We start from the raw sequence: 15,949 nt of genomic DNA, 5'->3' as shown, positions 1-15,949 counted from the left end.
TGATGCGGCCATCGCCGTGCGCGATGGCCTGCATCGACAATTCGTAGACGCGTGGCAACCCTGCCGACGGACCGGCGGCAAGCGACGGCAATTGCCGGCTGTAGCCGCGAGGAAGGTGGCGCCGCGCGGTCTGGATCTGTTCTTCGATGAGGTAGTAGTTGTCGAGCAGCCATTCACCGGCCGGGGTCACCGGCAGCTGTTCGCGCACCACGCTGCCGAGCAGCGTATTGGCGTCCTCCAGCACCCGTTGGTTGGCCTGCAGGCGTTCGAGCAGGCGTTCGGTGCCCGGTCGCGTCCGTACCCGATGCTGGCGCGCAAGTGCGCGGCCATACACCTCCATCTGCTCAACGCTGTACAGCGCGGAACGCAGCGGCCCTTCGGCGGCCTCGATGGCCGGGGCCGACGCTTGGCGCTCGCGCCAGCGCCAACGGAGGAGACGACGCAGACGCAGCCAACGGCCGAACAGACGACGAAGGTGTGGCATGGGATACCGAAGGGGGAGACAACGTCCTGCATGGTTGCATTGCAGGCGCAGTGGACGCTGTGAAGGCCCGGTTTAGCTCTGGCCATCGGCGAACAAGATGAAGCGGCTCCCACCCGCTGAAAGGAACGCCCGTCAGCCACCCCCCGCGACCACGCCCACTGCTCCCTCGCCGCAGCTCAGGAGCAGCGCGCCCACGTCAGTGGCGGGCGTCGTCTTTCGCCTTGCCCACTTCACTCTGTACCTTGCCAACATTCTTCTGGACCTTGCCTTCCAGCTCCTGGCCCTTGTCGCCGGTCACCTTGCCCGCGACTTCCTTCACGGTGCCCTTGACCTGGTTCTTCACGCCTTCAGTGCGGTTCTTGTCCATGTTCAACGCCTCGCTGTGTCGCCCGGGGTGGGCGTCACCATGCTGCTGGGTAAGCACGTAGTGCCGAGGTGAATTAACGGCACGGGCGACGACTTCGATTCCAAACGGTTCAGTCTTGGCAGATGCTCGCACCGTCGTCACGAGCGCCGTAACGCTGCCGGCATCCCCTGTGCACTCGCGCTGCACACAGCGCCGCCTACAGTGCCTTCCATCCCACTGACGGCGCGCCCGCGTGAACCTGCAGACCTCCATCTCCCATCCGTTGCCCCGGCGACCACTGCCCGATAGCTGCCATTTCGATCTGCTGGATGTCAGTGCCCTGCAGGACCCCTGCAGCGGGCGGATCGTGCACCTGTATTCGATGGTGGCGCGTTGCCTGACGTGTGAGCTCGTCTTCAAGGCGCAGGAAGGGCAGGGCCTGGTCAGCACGTCGGTGGCGCGGGTTTTGCGCTGCCCAACCGGCTGCGGTCAGCAGTCCCTCAGGGGCGCGGCGCTGCGTCAGTGGAACGCGCAGCCGGCCTGATAAAAATAACGCCCCGGAATATCCAGGGCGCTTGTTATCCGTGAAGCAGAATGGCTCAGGCGGGCAGGTCCCACTTGTCCGGGTCTGCCGGCTTTTCCTTGTACACGGTGCCGAGAAAATCCACGTGGAGCTCGGTCCATGCCGCTGCGCCCTGGCGGGCCACCACTTCGAAGTGCTTCGGCCGGCGTTCGGGTTCTCCCGAGACGGTCCAGCCGGCCTTCTTCACTGCTGCCAGCACAATCCGCGGATCCGCCGGCGCATCGGGATGGTGGTGCTTGGGGCCGTGGTGCGGCTTTTTGTGCTCCAGCTCGACAAAGGCGCCGCCCTTTCTGGCGATGCGCGCCACCTTGATCTCCGACGGGCGTTGCTCTCCCTCCATCAGACGTCTTGCAGCAGCCAGATCGGTTCGCAAGGCCACGCACGCACTGCGCTTTACAACTGTTGGTCGCTGCGCAAAGGCTGACCATTCCTTGTTGCTGCATTGGGCGGGGCCGGAGTTGCATGGACAACTTCCTCGGCCTGGGGAGGCGTCGCAGGGGCCGATCCATGGCGTACGGATTATGCTGGTATGACGTTGCTGGATTGTGGCTGACGCCAGGTCCATCCTTCGTGTTGCGGAAGCGGGCGCGTGTCGGTTAAGAATGTAGATGCTCGGATCACTGGGAGGCCTAACTTGATTTTCATGATACGCAACGCGGCGCTCCTGACTATATTGCTGACGACGCAGGCATGCGGCCAAGTTCCTGCGGGTAATCAGCTGCCCAAGGGGGCAGAAATGGAAGATCAGACTGCCAGCGATAAGGTATTGCGCGTTCAGCAGGATCGTGCGGCAGCAATGGCGGACGCGGCTGTCGATGAGGCCAGCGCTCAGGCGACATCTGGCGCTTTGATCCGCGATGGATACTCTCCGTTGCCACAGGGCCCCGAAGTAACAGCCGACGTCCTTGTCAAAGCTGTTGTCCGGTTGGCAGACACGCTTGAATCCCGGGAAGACATGGTTCCCGCTCACGTGGCGCCGGCCATGGCGCTTGGGATGATGCCCGACGGCCGACATCAGCGAACGGGTGTTCAGGGCTCTATCGGTGCCGCGCACTACGAGCTTGCCGCGTGGAAGCGCTCCGAGCGCAATCCCGGCCACAGCATTGAGTTGACAGTTCGTCCCTCGGAGTCCTGCGTAATTTCCTTCAAATCGTTGCATGACCCTCTGGTCGAAACTGGATTCAGCGTTTCCAGAAATGCTGTTGGTTTCAAACCGATGGTCTATTTTGCGCGCGCAGCTGCCAATGGCCTGGCTCTTCATGTCATCCTGGATACGGAAGGTCACCGAGATCCGCTCTGCGTTTCGCGCGTTAGACTGGAAATGGAGCCCCTGGATGGCTGACCGCAGCGACATCGAGCGTTTGCTGAAAGGCCTCAAGCGGCAGCAGGGCATCGCTCCGGGAGCAGTCCGGGACATTCGGGAGGCAATCGACACATGCCCTGTCTGACCTCGGTGATGACCAGGGCGATCGACACGGGAGCTTTGGCCGATGGCCAGCCGAGTGATGGCTACTGACGGAAAACTTGGCCAGTCCCAGTTGTTGAGCCGTCTAGAGCCAACGACGGCTTGTGTGGGAAGCAGAAGGCTTGAACCTGGAATCCAATTGAATGAATGGGGTGTGCAGCGCCTTGGGAGAAGCATCGGAAGTCCAGCGGTTGAAGCTGTCGCCGCTTGTCATTTCGATAAAAGTGACAGGAGCTTGGGGGTCCAGGGTGATTCAAGCTACAACGGCTATTTTGGAGCGTATACCGTGAGTGTTGGGGGCGGCCTTGTTGCGTGAGCGCGGTGCCGGCTCCAGCCACGCCTCGCCACGCTTGGGATACGACTTGGCGGAGTTGGGAGCAGACAAGGCGGGTCTTGAAGGCGCTGGACTGAATTTCGGAGGGCCGGGCAGGGCCTTCGGATTTGTCGACACAGCCTACGGTCAGCACCGGGAAATCCAGTTGCGTCAGTAGGCTCGGCCCAGCATCGCCCTGACGCGCTGCCAAGCTGGTTTCGCTTGAGGTGCGAGTGTTGGGCACCTGTATTCGATGGTGGCGCGTTGCCTGACGTGTGAGCTTGTCTTCAAGGCGCAGGAAGGGCAGGGCCTGGTCAGTACGTCGGTGGCTCGGGTGCTTCGCTGTCCCACCGGCTGCGGCCAACAGTCCCTGAGGGGCGCGGCGCTGCGTCAGTGGAACGCGCAGCCGGCCTGACAAAAAGAACGCCCCGGAAGATCCGGGGCGCCTGGTATGCGTGAAGCAGAATGGCTCAGGCGGGCAGGTCCCACTTGTCCGGGTCTGCCGGCTTTTCCTTGTACACGGTGCCGAGAAAATCCACGTGGAGCTCGGTCCATGCCGCTGCGCCCTGGCGGGCCACCACTTCGAAGTGCTTCGGCCGGCGTTCGGGTTCTCCCGAGACGGTCCAGCCGGCCTTCTTCACTGCTGCCAGCACAATCCGCGGATCCGCCGGCGCATCGGGATGGTGGTGCTTGGGGCCGTGGTGCGGCTTTTTGTGCTCCAGCTCGACAAAGGCGCCGCCCTTTCTGGCGATGCGCGCCACCTTGATCTCCGACGGGCGTTGCTCGCCCTCCAATCGGATGGCCAGTCCTGGCGACAGTGCGAACGCCTGTGCTCCCTTGGGGCCCACATCGGCGAGGAAGGTCTGGTCCTTGCTGACCAGGGTGAAGCGATGCGCGAAGACGTGCGCGATCACCCCGTCAAGGGCGATGTGTTCATGGTGCGGCATGCATTTCTCCTGAGAGCGCCCAACCGCGGGCGCACCCTAGCAATGCGGGCCCGCGCGGGAGATTCAAGCATTTCAGGATGGCGGCCGCTGACGCGTTCATGATTGTCGTGCGATTTGAACAGATCCGTCTCGGACAGCTGAGTGTCGTTCCTCAGTTTCTGGATGCGGCTCTCGACGGTGTCATTGCAATGGCAGGTGTTGACTGCGCGGGGATGAGAACGGCATCGCCGCAGATGTCGCAAGCCCCAACCAACACGTTCCGCGCCACACCATGGCCATCGCGAAAGGGAACGTCCTTGTACATGAAGGTCGTCATCACACGACCATCCCTGTGGCAAAGGGCGCTCTTCTTGTCGCCAGGCAAGAAGAATTTCATCGCGTACTCCAGAACGTCACAGGTAGACGCTGATAAATACGGTATCGGGGTCGAGATGGAAATTTACATGCCCGTTGCGCCAGGTGATGACGTGAACATCTTTTCCCTCACTCCCCCTGCGTAGCAAACCGCAGCCGGTTATGGTCCGGGTCCACCACCATCATCTCGCGCCCGCCCCACGGCACTTCCGCCGGCGCGCGGAACACCGCCGCTCCGGCCGCCACGAAGGCGGCATGCACGGCATCCACGTCCGGCACGTGGAAGTACACCGCGCCGCCGGGCTCGCAGTCGCCGGCGTGTTCGCTCAGGAACAGCACCTGTCCCTCGCGGCTGAGCTGGACGAACAGCGGCATGCCCGGCTCAAAGCGGTGCTCCCAGTCGATGGCAAAGCCCATGCGCTGATAGAACGGCACGCTTACCGTGGCATCGGTCATGCGCAGCTGGGGAATGACGGTCTGGGGCATGGCGGTCTCCGGTGGCGATCCCTGCCGATGGTAACCGCCGAGCAAGTCAGGCCGCCCACGCCTTGGCCCGCAGCCAGCGCATGGCCGCGATGGGGCCAGGGCCGGCGGCGCGCGCCGGCCCCGCGTTCTCAGGCGCTGGCCTGCGCCTGCTGGCCCGCCGCTTCGGCCGCCTTGCGTGCCTTGTCGAAGGCGGCGGCCGCCTTGGCCGGGGTAGCCAGGTGGTGGAAACGCACCTTGCCGCGCTGGCCGCGCTTGGCCTTGTGGATGGCCAGCAAGCCGGCATCCAGGTCCAGGCGCAGGGTAGTGGTCTCGCGCTCGTTGCCCAGTTGCACCCGCTGGATGTCCGCGTCGCCGCGCTGGCCATGCCAGAGCAGGGCGATGTCGGCCAGGTCGCGCTCCAGTGCATCCAGCAGCCGCTCCAGCAAGCCGTTGCGCACGCCGCCCTCGACACTGAACGAGTAGCGTTTGTCGATGGACGGGTCCAGCGGCAGGATCTGGCGGTAGGCGTCGGCGTGGTCCACGAGCAGCCACTGCGGCGCGCCGTGGTCATCGACCACCAGCGGCCGGTGTCCGTCGATCAGCGGGCTGGCCAGTACCTCGGCCGGCGAGAGCAGGCGGCGGCCATGGCCGGGGAAGTGCCAGCCGATCGACGCGTGCTGCTGCCAGCAGGCCAACAGGGCCTCGGGCAGGGGATGGGTGCAGGCGGCGGCCACGGCCTGGAGGTCGGCGGCCGGGGCGGGGCCATCGCGCCGCATGCTGATGCGGGTGCCGCCCGGGTGCAGGGCGTGCGCGGCCAGGTAGTCGCAGATCACATCCACCGTCTGCGCCAGCGTGTCGAGGATGCCCTCGCCATTGATGCGGCCCAGCTCGCTGAACCAGTCCAGCAGCGACAGATCCTGCGGCCGCTTGCATTCGTCCTGGTACTCGATGGTGTAGGTGAAGCCCCCGGCACGGCGGGCGTCCACTTCCAGCGCGTTCACCGCGGCCAGCGCGTCGTCGCCATGCCACTTCTTGTGCTGGTCATCGGTCCAGACACCGTTGCGCAGCCGCAGCCGGGTGCCGCCGGGCTTGCGCGGGTTGCTGAGCGAGCGCGACACCTCGCCGTAGCCGTCGCGATACCACGGGTCGCACGCAACGAAGCCCTTGGCCGGGGTGGTCTGGATGAGGGCAAACAGGCGGGCGGCCTCTTCCTCGCTGGCGCAGCGCAGGGCGAGGTGGATCTGGCCCCACGCGTTGCTCTGGCCATGGATCACGTTGATGGCCGCGCCGAGGCGGGTCCAGTCGAAGAAGGTCTCACCCTTCCAGCACATCCAGCGGCCCGAGACCTCGGTGGCGTCATGGAAGAAGGCGGGGCCCGGGTCGCTCAAGGTGTAGCCCTGGGTCTGGAAAGGTGGCGCGGTAATGGCGTAGCCGTCGAAATAATGCGTGTTGCCCAGCACATCCTGGAACAGGGTGGCACCGCTGGTCGGGTCGCGATACCAGGCGAACGCGGCCGTGCCGCCAGCCAGCTGGCCCAGCCCCTGCAGCGAGACGCGGGTATCGGGCACGCCGTCCCGGCGGGCCTTGAGCAGCCGCGCCTGCAGGGTGGCCAAGGCCTTCTCGGCCTTGCCATCCAGCACATCCTGCAGTGCCTCGCGCTGCACTTCATCGCGGAAGGGATCGAATTCCTGCTCGCTGCGTGCGCCGGGCTCGCGCGCGACTTCCTCGATCTCGCTGGCGCGCTGGTGGAAGGCGCGCACCCGCTCCGGCTCCTGGCGGGGCAGGGCCGCGGCGGTGCCCAGCAGCATGAGATATTTGTACCAGGCGCGTGCCTCGGCCTGCTGCGGCATCGGCCAGGCGAGCACCTGGTCGGCCACGTCCAGGGCGCGGTCGGGGTACTTGTCCCAGCTATGGATGCTGACGCAGTAAACGGCGGCGGCGGCCACCGAGGGGCGCTGCTGCAACTGCGCCATCACCCGCGTGTGCAGTTCCGGCGAACGGCACATGTACAGCGCCCAGTACAGGCCGCGGGGGTAGGCCTGCTCCTTCCACAAACGGTCCACCAGGTAGGCGGCGGTGGGCGGGTCGTGCTTGGCGATGTCGCCGAGGCTGTCATACAGGCTGGACAGCAGCTTGTCGTCGGCCGGGCGCAGCGTCGCCAGCGCCTGGGAGCGTGCTTCCAGCGTGGTGCACAAGCTGGGCACCAGGTCGACGCTGTTCAATCTCTCCAGCACGCGCGGCGACCAGTAGTCGTCCTCGCGCGCGGCCACGCGGGCGACGGCCCAGTGGAACAGGCGCTGGCGCTGCGAGGTGTCCAGGACGGCCTGCAGGGTGTCGGTCAACGGGCCGAGGCGGTCCACCAGCACGCTGTTGATCGGTGCATCGGTGAGCATGGTCATCAGCGGTTCAAACAGGCGCGGATCGCCCCAATGCGCCGCCAGCCCCTTGAGGATGGCATCGGCGCGGGCGTCGGCGTCCATCTCGGCGGAGATGTCGCCGGCCGGTGGTTGCTCGCCCAGCAGGGCCAGCAGCATGGGCACCAGGCCATCGCCGGGATCGGTGACGCTGGCGCAGATGGCCGGCAGCAGGTGCCGTTGCATCTGCGCGGAAAGCTGGGGCAGAGCGCGTTGCAGCAGCGCCCCGCGGTTGGGCAGCGTGCCCGCCGCCAGGAAGCCGATCGCCCACTCGCGATCCTCGTCGGTGTCGGCCAGGATCGGGCGGCGCGCCAGGCGGATGGCCATGGCCTCGCGCGTGGCCGGTGCGGCGGCGGCCACACCCGCGGCAAAACCGGGCGCGTCCCAGATGGTGAGCAGGTCCTCCGCCAGATGCCGGCGCTCGGCCAGGGCCTCGACGCTGAGCAGCTCGATGTGCGTCAACTGCTGCGCGCGCTCGACCAGGTCCAGCACGCGCGTCATCAGGTCATCCCAGGCCAGCAGCGGCGTCACCACCGCCAGCAGGGCGGTGCCATCGTGGATCTGCTGCGCGATGGGATAGAGGAGCTGCACCACGCCCAGTGGCGGATGGGCGCCGCTGGCCAGCAGGCGGGTGGCCTGGTCGGCGGCATCGCCGGCTGGCTGGCCGAGGTGGTGCTGCAGGTAGGCGCGCAGCGCCCAGACCGACGGCGCGGTGGCGTCCTGGATGGCGTCCACCGCCTGCAGCGCGGCCACCGCATCGAGGGCGTCCGGATCCTGCTCCAGCGCAAGGGTGAGCTCGTCCACCAGGGGCATGCCCACGGTGTGCGGCGATACCGCCAGCATGCGCAGGCGCTCGCGCAGCGGCGCGCCGGTGTCGTACTGGGCCATCATCATCAGCCGCGCGCGGCGATGGCGGAACTCGGGCACCACGGCGATATCGGCATCGTCGGCCATGGCGCCGAACACCGCCACAAAAGCCTGCAGCAGCGGCACGGTGGTGCCGTCGATGGCGGCCAGCACGCTGGCCAGGCGCTTGTCCTGGCCCAGCAGGCTCGCGTGCAGCAGCCAGTAGAGGGCCAGGTGCGGGTCAGCGGCCAGCTGCGGCAGCTCCTTCCTGAAGCAGCGCTGGTCATCGCCGTCCTGCGGGAACAACCCGATGAGGCGGCCGTAGGCATCCACCGCCAGTTCCTCGCCGCTGTGCAGCGCATGGCCTTCGCGATCGCGGGTGGGCAGGGCCAGCGCATGCATCAGCCACTGGTAGCGCGCCAGCAGCGCGGCGGTGCTGCCGGGCTTGATCGGCTGCCGGCAGGCATATTCGGCCAGCAGCGCGGCCTCGTCCTCGTCTTCAGCGAGGCGGGCACGGAAGGCCAGGTAGTCGTCCAGGTTGGCAAAGCGCGGCTCCACCTGGCGGGTTTCGTGATCCTGCCACCACACCGTGCCATCGCCGCGCAGGTCCAGCAGCGTGTAGTTGTCGCCGATGTCATCAAGCACCACGAAGCCGGACAGGGTCTTGTCGATGCCGCCGAAATACAGCGGGTTGCCGGACAGGTGCGCATGCACCAGGTCGTCCAGGTGGGCCTGGGCGAAATCGGTATCGATGGCGTCGGCCAGGGCGGTGGTGACAGGCAGCGCGTAGAAACGCGACAGGGAGGCGTTGAAATCCATGGGACATCCGTGTGATTAGGTAACCCGCGTGGGGCGGCCGGTGCAGGGTGATGGCGGCCGTCTTCCCCACGCCGCGCCCGCATTCTAGGGGGAGGAGGGGCGTGCTGGCCAATCCGAGGGCCAGGGGCAGATGCAGGCCCGGGGTACCGTTGCCAAGTCCCCACGCGCGCTCGACCTGAACAAGTCAGGCACGTGCATGCGATCTTCACATGTGGCATTGCAACGTATCCCCTCAGCTACCTGAATTGATTTAAGCTCGCGTCCAGCCCCCTATTCATATGCATGGAGGGAGGCATCGTCTCCCACCCTCATATCCAGGAACACGCCATGGCGGCATTGCAGCAGCGCTCGATCGACCTCATCCGCAGCCAGAGTGACTCACTGGTGTCGCAGTGGCTGCAGAACCTGACGGGAGGCAGCCAGGCCCACGACGCGCGGCTGTCGGCGCGGGAACTGGACAACCAGGCGCGCGACATGTGGCGGCTGCTGTTGGGTGGCCTGTCCACCGGCAACACCGGCAACGTATCCGGCCCGGAGTGGCAGGAGATCCGCCGTTTCCTGGAAACCCTGTCGCGCGACCGCGTGCTGAAGGGGTTCAACTCGGCCGAGACCGCCAGCTTCCTGTTCTCGCTCAAGCGCCCCCTGTTCGAGTTGTTCCAGCAGGCCTACGCCGACGACGCGGCGCAGCTGGCCGACCAGTTGTGGGCGATCTCCGAACTCATCGACCTGCTCGGCCTGCATAGCGTCCAGGCCTTCCAGAAGACCCGCGAGGACGTGATCCAGCGCCAGCAGGAAGAAATGCTGGAACTGTCCACCCCCGTGGTGAAGCTGTGGGAGGGCGTGCTGGCGCTGCCGATGATCGGCACGCTCGATTCGCAGCGCACCCAGGTGGTGATGGAGTCGCTGCTGCAGCGGATCGTCGATACCGGCTCGGAAATCGCCATCATCGACATCACCGGCGTGCCGACCGTGGACACCCTGGTGGCCCAGCACCTGCTCAAGACCGTCACCGCGATCCGCCTGATGGGCGCCGATGCGATCATCAGCGGGGTGCGCCCGCAGATCGCCCAGACCATCGTGCACCTCGGGCTGGACCTGCAGGGCATCGTGACCAAGGCCAACCTGGCCGATGCGCTCGCCCTGGCGCTCAAGCGCACCGGGCAGACGGTGGTCCGGGCAGAGCGCTGAGATGGAACGTATCCCGATCCTGCAGATGGGCGATCTGCTGCTGGTGACCATCCAGGTGGACATGCATGACCAGCTCGCGCTGACCCTGCAGGACGACCTCAGCGAGAAGATCCGGCGCACTTCCGCCCGTGGCGTGCTGATCGACATCTCGGCGCTGGACATCGTGGACTCCTTCATCGGGCGCATGATTTCCACCATTTCCTCCATCGCGCGGATCATGGATGCCACCACCGTGGTGGTGGGCATGCAGCCGGCCGTGGCGATCACGCTGGTGGAACTGGGCCTCACCCTGAGCGGCGTGCGCACCGCGCTCAATGTGGAGCGCGGCATGAAACTGTTGCAGCACGCCGACGACCTCGCGCCATGACCGCGCCCAGTGGCACGCTGCCGATCCGGGTCGAGCAGGACGTGGTGCTGGCGCGCCAGGCCGCGCGCCAGGTAGCCGTGGCCTGCAAGCTGCGCTTGATCGACCAGACCAAGCTGGTCACCGCGGCCAGTGAGCTGGCACGCAACGCGGTGATCTACGGCGGCGGCGGCACGATGGACTGGGAAATCCTTGAAAGCGGCCTGCGCAAGGGCGTGCGCCTGGTCTTCGCCGACCAGGGCCCCGGCATCCCTGACGTGGCCCAGGCGCTCACCGACGGCTGGTCCTCGGGCTCGGGCATGGGGCTGGGGCTGTCCGGTTCGCGCCGGCTGGTGGACGAATTCGAGCTGGAAAGCGCACCCGGCGCAGGCACGCGCATCACGATCACCAAATGGACCTGAACTTTACCGGGCAGCTGACGCGGGTCGTGGTGATCGAAGAGAGCTCCCAGGTGGGGCAGGCCCGGCGCGACGCGCTGGCGCTTGCCGGGCAACTGGGCTTCGATGAGACCGACGCCGCGCGCGTGGCACTGGTGGCCACCGAGCTGGCGACCAACCTGATCAAGCACGCGCGCGGCGGGCGCATGTACCTGTCCGTTGTCGCCGGTCGTTCCGGCCAGGGCGTGGAACTGTGCACGCTCGATGACGGCCCGGGCTTCTCGCTGGCCCAGTGCCTGCCCGATGGCTATTCCACCGGCGGCACCCAGGGCAATGGCCTGGGTGCGATCCGCCGCCAGGCGGCCGTGTTCGATACCTGGTCCGATGCCAAGGGCGCGGTGGTGATGGCGCGCGTGTATCCGGCGCGCCCCGGCGGCGCGGACGACCTGCCTTACGGCGCCTTGCGCCTGCCGATGCGGCATGAGGTGGCCTGCGGCGATGCCTGGCACCTGCGCGTGCAGGGCGCGACGGTGGCGCTTGCGCTGATCGATGGCCTCGGCCACGGGCTGCCTGCCGCCGATGCGGCGCAGGCAGGCACGGCCGCGGCCAGCCAGGCAACGGGTAGCGACGCGCCGGCCCTGATCGGCGCGCTGCATGCCGGCATGTCCGGCACCCGCGGCGGGGCGGTGGCCGTGGCCTGCCTGGACATGCAGGCCGGCAGCATCCAGTTCGCCGGGGTCGGCAACATCGCCGCCTCGCTGTCCGAGCCGACCAGTTCGCGCGGCATGGCGTCCCATCCGGGCATCGTCGGCGTGCAGTACCGCAAGGCACAACCATTCCAATTTCACGCGCCCGCAGGCACGCTGCTGGTCATGCACAGCGATGGATTGCAGGCCCGTTGGAGCCTGCGCGACTACCCCGGCCTGTTCCACCGGCACCCGAGCGTGATCGTGGCGGTACTGCAGCGCGATTTCGACCGTGGCCGCGATGACGTCGGCATTGTGGCCCTGCGCCTTGGAGACCTGCATTGAGCACCGCCCCCGACCCGCTTGAAGTGCAGCGGCTCCGCCAGGAAGCGGACGCGCTGCGTGCCGAGCTGGAGGAAACCAACCAGGGCGTGCTGGCCCTGTACGCCGAGCTGGACCAGCAGGCCGAACAGCTGCGCGAGGTCTCCGAGCTCAAGAGCCGGTTCCTGTCCTACATGAGCCACGAATTCCGCACGCCGCTCGGCTCGATCCTGAGCATGACGCGGTTGCTTGAAGATGGCCTGGACGGCCCGCTCACCGATGAGCAGCGGCGCCAGGTGCGTTTCATCAGCAACTCCACCAGCGAGCTGCGCGAGATGGTGGATGACCTGCTGGACCTGGCCAAGATCGAGGCCGGGCGCATCACCATTTCGCCGGCCTGGTTCGACCTCATGGACCTGTTCTCGGCGCTGCGTGGCATGTTCCGCCCGTTGACCGAGGGCAACCAGGTGGACCTGCTGTTCGAGGATCCGCCGGCGTTGCCGATGCTCTACACCGATGACAAGAAGCTGGCGCAGATCCTGCGTAATTTCATTTCCAACGCATTGAAGTTCACCCCGAACGGGCAGGTGGTGGTCTCGGCCTGCCTGGAGGGCGAACTGTCGGTGCGCTTCAGCGTGCGTGATACCGGTATCGGCATCCCGGCCGAGCTGCAGTCCAAATTGTTCGAGGATTTCGTGCAGGTCGATACGCCGCTGCAGAAGCGCCTGCGTGGCACCGGCCTGGGCCTGTCGCTGTGCAAGCGGTTTGCCGAACTGCTTGGCGGGCACGTGGGCGTGGACAGCGTGGTGGGCGAGGGGTCGGTGTTCTACGTGGTGTTGCCGCTCAAGCTGGCCTCGGAGGCCTCGCATGTCGATTCCTGACCGCATCCTGGTGGTGGATGACAACGTGGCCACGCGCTATGCCGTGCGCCGCGTGCTGGAACACCATGGATTCCACGTGGAAGAGGCCGGGACCGGTGGCGAGGGGCTGCTGCGCCTGGCCGAACAGGATTTCGGCGCGCTGGTGCTGGATGTGAACCTGCCGGACATGAGCGGCTTCGACGTGGTGCGCCAGCTGCGCGCCGATGCGCGGTTGCGGCTGCTGCCGGTCGTGCATGTCTCGGCGGCCTCGATCGCCACGGGCGACCTGATCACCGGCCTGAACGCCGGTGCCGATGCCTACCTCATCCATCCGGTGGACCCGGATGTGCTGCTGGCCACCGTGCGCAGCCTGCTGCGTGCCCGTCGCTCGGAAGAAGCGCTGCGCGAGGCCGAGGCACGCTTCGGCGAGATATTCCGCCAGATCAATGCGCCGATCGCCGTCCTGGATGCCGGCCTGCAATCGCACGATGCAAACGCGGCGTTCGTGCGCCTGCTCGGCATCGACGCGCGCCAGCCCGGTGCGCTGGACGCCCTGCTGGCCGACCAGGCTGCGCCGGTGAGTGCGCTGAAGGTCGCCCTGGCGGAAGGCGAGCGCTGGCAGGGCACGTTCGCGCTGCGTGCGGGCGCGGCGACGCGCATCACCGAGTGGCGGGTCACGCCGTACCGCGCCTCCGGGCAGGGCGTGGTGCTGATCGAGGACATCACCGAGCACCATGCACGCGAGTCGGAGCAGCGCCAGGAACTGGCGAGTGCGACCACCGAACTGGCCTTCCAGATCGCCGAGCGGCAGCGCACCGAGATCGAGCTGCTGCAGGCCCAGAAGATGGACGCGCTTGGCCAGCTCACCGGCGGCATCGCCCATGACTTCAACAACCTGCTGACCACGATCATCTCCGGCCTGGACATGATCGAGATCGCCGCCGCCAGCGGCAAGTGGGACAAGGCCTCGCGCTATGTCGAGATCGCCACCGGCTCGGCCCACCGCGCCGCGGCGCTGACCCAGCGCATGCTCGCCTTTGCCCGCAAGCAGCCGCTGGACCCGCAGACCTTCGACGTGGTCACGCGGATCCGCTCGCTGGAGGACATGCTGCTGCGCTCGATCGGCGAGAACATCGAGCTGGAGCTGGAGCTTGGCCCGCAGCCGATGGTGGCCGTGGCCGATCCCAACCAGTTCGAGAACGTCATCCTCAACCTGGTCATCAATGCACGCGACGCGCTGGATGGCCAGGGGCTGATCCGGATCCGCGCCAACCGCACCCACATCGAGCGCGACCACGAACTGGCGCCCGGCTACTACATCAGCGTGAGCGTGCTCGACAACGGGCGCGGCATCCCGTTGGAGCTGCTGACCAAGGTGTTCGAGCCGTTCTTCACCACCAAGCCGCAGGGCGAGGGCACCGGCCTGGGGCTGTCGATGACCTACGGGTTCGCCCGCCAGTCCGGTGGCACGGTGCGCATTGCCAGCGAAGCCGGTGAAGGCACCGAGATCCAGCTGCTGCTGCCCGAAGGCGAACTGGTGAGCGACGAACAGGCCGCGCCGACCGGCCAGGTGCCGCGTGGCAGTGCCGAGCGCATCCTGCTGGTGGACGATACCGACTCGGTGCGCATGATGGTGCGCGAGATGCTGGTGGAGTCCGGTTATCAGGTGGTGGAGGCAATCAACGCGCAGGAGGCATTGCTGGAGCTGCACTCCACGCGTGAGGTGGACCTGCTGCTGTCCGATGTCGGGTTGCCGGGCATGAACGGCCGGGAGCTGGCCGATGCGGCCCGTGCGCTGCGCCCGCACCTGCCGGTGCTGTTCGTCACCGGCTATACCGAAAGCGCGGTGGTGCGCCACGAGTTCCTCGGGCCGGGCATGTCACTGCTGCCTAAGCCCTTCAGCGTGAACGAACTGCTGCGCAGCGTGCGCCAGATGTTCTGACCGGGCCGGCGGCCGCGCGCACGCCGGCCGCCGTCACTGCACCTGGCCCAGCTGCGCGCGCCGCGCCTGGAACACTTCCGGCGTCTGCGGCTTGATGAACAACGCCACCAGTTCGGGGTATTCGGCCTTCACCGCCTTCTCGATGCGGGTGATGCACGCCTCGATCTGCGGCGTGGTGCGGTCGTCCTCGAACTCGGCGCTGAGCATGGCCACCACCTGCTCCGGCCCCATCTGCATGGTGGTGACGCCGTTGGCGTTGCGCAGGTCCGGATCGGTGTTGGCCACCGCCAGGATGCGCTCGGCCACGCGCGGGTGCGCCGGCTCGCCCACCAGCAGCCCCTTGGTCTCGCGGGCCAGCAGGAACGCGGTCACCGCCAGCACGGCGGCGATGCACAGCGAGGCCACCCCATCCAGGACGGGCATGTCCAGCAGCTGCGCGGCCAGCAGCCCGACCAGCGCAAAGCCCAGGCCCAGCAGCGCGGCACTGTCTTCCAGCAATACCGTGAAGGTGGTGGGGTCCTTGCTGCGGCGGAACGCCTCGAAATAGCCCTGCGTGCCCTTGGTGGCGCGGAATTCGCGCAGCGCGATCCACCACGAGGCGCCTTCGAAGGCGATGGACACGCCCAGCACCGTGTAGCTGATCAGGTGGTTGCTGGCCGGTTCGGGATGGCGGATATGCTGGATGCCTTCGTAGGCCGATACCCCGGCGCCGGCGGCAAACACCAGCAGGGCCACGATGAAGCTCCAGAAATACAGTTCGCGCCCATAGCCGAACGGATGCACGGTGTCCGGTTTCTTCTCGGCACGCCGCAACCCATACAGCAACAGCAGTTCGTTGATGGTATCCACCAGCGAATGCACGCCTTCGCTGAGCATCGCCGAGCTGCCGGACAACCCGGCGGCGATGAACTTGGCGATGGCGATGCACAGGTTGCCGGCCAGCGCGGCGTAGATGACGAGTCGGGAGCCGGTGGGCGTGGCCATGGCAGGGTCAGGGGGATGGGGTGGGGTGGCCCATCATGCGCACCCGCCCGTGCCGCCGATGTGCACGCCGGCTTCCGTCACTCTGCCGCGCGCTGGACCGGCGTCGCGGGTGGCCCCCCGGGCCACCGCCCGGGCCCCCGCCCCCCCCCCCGAACCAATTTTTAACGCTTTGCCCCCAAACGCGTGCCCCG

General features: G+C 67.0%; 16 protein-coding genes. 8 read left to right on the top strand and 8 right to left on the bottom strand.

Annotated elements, in window-relative coordinates; translation table 11 throughout:
• Window positions 1-484 (bottom strand): hypothetical protein (locus RSA25_RS14400; protein ID WP_332809541.1); only part of this gene is annotated, 484 nt, incomplete at its 3' end.
• 196 nt (window positions 485-680) lie between these two features.
• Window positions 681-851, bottom strand: a complete 171-nt coding sequence (locus RSA25_RS14395) for a CsbD family protein (protein ID WP_332809540.1) — start codon at window positions 849-851, stop codon at window positions 681-683.
• A 232-nt stretch (window positions 852-1,083) separates the two neighbouring features.
• Between RSA25_RS14395 and RSA25_RS14390 the strand changes: the two genes are divergently transcribed.
• Window positions 1,084-1,374, top strand: a complete 291-nt coding sequence (locus RSA25_RS14390; protein ID WP_332809539.1) for a hypothetical protein — start codon at window positions 1,084-1,086, stop codon at window positions 1,372-1,374.
• A gap of 55 nt (window positions 1,375-1,429) precedes the next feature.
• Here the strand turns inward: RSA25_RS14390 and RSA25_RS14385 are convergent, their stop codons facing one another.
• A complete protein-coding gene (locus tag RSA25_RS14385) occupies window positions 1,430-1,792 on the bottom strand; it encodes a hypothetical protein (RefSeq protein ID WP_332809538.1) in 363 nt (120 codons plus the stop codon).
• A 255-nt stretch (window positions 1,793-2,047) separates the two neighbouring features.
• Here RSA25_RS14385 and RSA25_RS14380 point away from each other — a divergent pair, with 255 nt between their 5' ends.
• A complete protein-coding gene (locus RSA25_RS14380) occupies window positions 2,048-2,755 on the top strand; it encodes a hypothetical protein (RefSeq protein WP_332809537.1) in 708 nt (235 codons plus the stop codon).
• 906 nt (window positions 2,756-3,661) lie between these two features.
• On the opposite strand, the gene RSA25_RS14375 is transcribed toward RSA25_RS14380, so the two are convergent.
• From RSA25_RS14375 to RSA25_RS14360, 4 genes are all read right to left on the bottom strand, one after another.
• Window positions 3,662-4,138 carry a hypothetical protein gene (locus RSA25_RS14375; RefSeq protein WP_332809536.1) on the bottom strand — a complete coding sequence of 159 codons (477 nt, stop codon included), beginning with the start codon at window positions 4,136-4,138 and terminating at the stop codon, window positions 3,662-3,664.
• Between the two features lie 151 nt (window positions 4,139-4,289).
• Window positions 4,290-4,514: a hypothetical protein gene (locus tag RSA25_RS14370; RefSeq protein ID WP_332809535.1), complete on the bottom strand. Its 225-nt coding sequence runs from the start codon at window positions 4,512-4,514 to the stop codon at window positions 4,290-4,292.
• A gap of 107 nt (window positions 4,515-4,621) precedes the next feature.
• The gene (locus RSA25_RS14365; RefSeq protein WP_332809534.1) at window positions 4,622-4,978 is read right to left on the bottom strand and encodes a glyoxalase superfamily protein; all 357 of its coding nucleotides are present in this window, start codon (window positions 4,976-4,978) and stop codon (window positions 4,622-4,624) included.
• Window positions 4,979-5,106: 128 nt separating this feature from the next.
• Window positions 5,107-9,036 (bottom strand): hypothetical protein, encoded by a 3,930-nt coding sequence (locus RSA25_RS14360; RefSeq protein ID WP_332809533.1) that lies wholly within the window; start codon window positions 9,034-9,036, stop codon window positions 5,107-5,109.
• A 327-nt stretch (window positions 9,037-9,363) separates the two neighbouring features.
• Here RSA25_RS14360 and RSA25_RS14355 point away from each other — a divergent pair, with 327 nt between their 5' ends.
• Genes RSA25_RS14355 through RSA25_RS14330 form a run of 6 tightly spaced genes read left to right on the top strand, consistent with a single transcriptional unit; the run spans window position 9,364 to window position 14,774 of the window.
• The gene (locus RSA25_RS14355) at window positions 9,364-10,224 is read left to right on the top strand and encodes an STAS domain-containing protein (RefSeq protein ID WP_332809532.1); all 861 of its coding nucleotides are present in this window, start codon (window positions 9,364-9,366) and stop codon (window positions 10,222-10,224) included.
• Window position 10,225: 1 nt separating this feature from the next.
• Entirely contained in the window at window positions 10,226-10,591 is a 366-nt protein-coding gene (locus tag RSA25_RS14350) for an STAS domain-containing protein (protein ID WP_332809531.1), read from the top strand.
• Window positions 10,588-10,989, top strand: a complete 402-nt coding sequence (locus tag RSA25_RS14345; protein WP_332809530.1) for an anti-sigma regulatory factor — start codon at window positions 10,588-10,590, stop codon at window positions 10,987-10,989. The genes RSA25_RS14350 and RSA25_RS14345 overlap by 4 nt, the downstream gene beginning before the upstream one ends.
• Window positions 10,980-11,996 (top strand): ATP-binding protein, encoded by a 1,017-nt coding sequence (locus RSA25_RS14340; protein WP_332809529.1) that lies wholly within the window; start codon window positions 10,980-10,982, stop codon window positions 11,994-11,996. The genes RSA25_RS14345 and RSA25_RS14340 overlap by 10 nt, the downstream gene beginning before the upstream one ends.
• A complete protein-coding gene (locus RSA25_RS14335; RefSeq protein ID WP_332809528.1) occupies window positions 11,993-12,853 on the top strand; it encodes a HAMP domain-containing sensor histidine kinase in 861 nt (286 codons plus the stop codon). Before RSA25_RS14340 ends, RSA25_RS14335 begins: the two co-directional genes overlap by 4 nt.
• Window positions 12,840-14,774 carry a response regulator gene (locus RSA25_RS14330; RefSeq protein WP_332809527.1) on the top strand — a complete coding sequence of 645 codons (1,935 nt, stop codon included), beginning with the start codon at window positions 12,840-12,842 and terminating at the stop codon, window positions 14,772-14,774. Before RSA25_RS14335 ends, RSA25_RS14330 begins: the two co-directional genes overlap by 14 nt.
• Window positions 14,775-14,807: 33 nt before the next feature.
• Here the strand turns inward: RSA25_RS14330 and RSA25_RS14325 are convergent, their stop codons facing one another.
• Window positions 14,808-15,758 (bottom strand): cation diffusion facilitator family transporter, encoded by a 951-nt coding sequence (locus tag RSA25_RS14325; protein ID WP_332809526.1) that lies wholly within the window; start codon window positions 15,756-15,758, stop codon window positions 14,808-14,810.
• Window positions 15,759-15,949: the final 191 nt, after the last annotated feature.

Origin of the sequence: Stenotrophomonas sp., assembly GCF_036662295.1 — a bacterium.
Lineage (GTDB): Bacteria > Pseudomonadota > Gammaproteobacteria > Xanthomonadales > Xanthomonadaceae > Stenotrophomonas.
The sequence above is the reverse complement of the archived record's forward strand: the minus strand, read 5'-3'. Positions and strand labels throughout refer to the sequence as shown.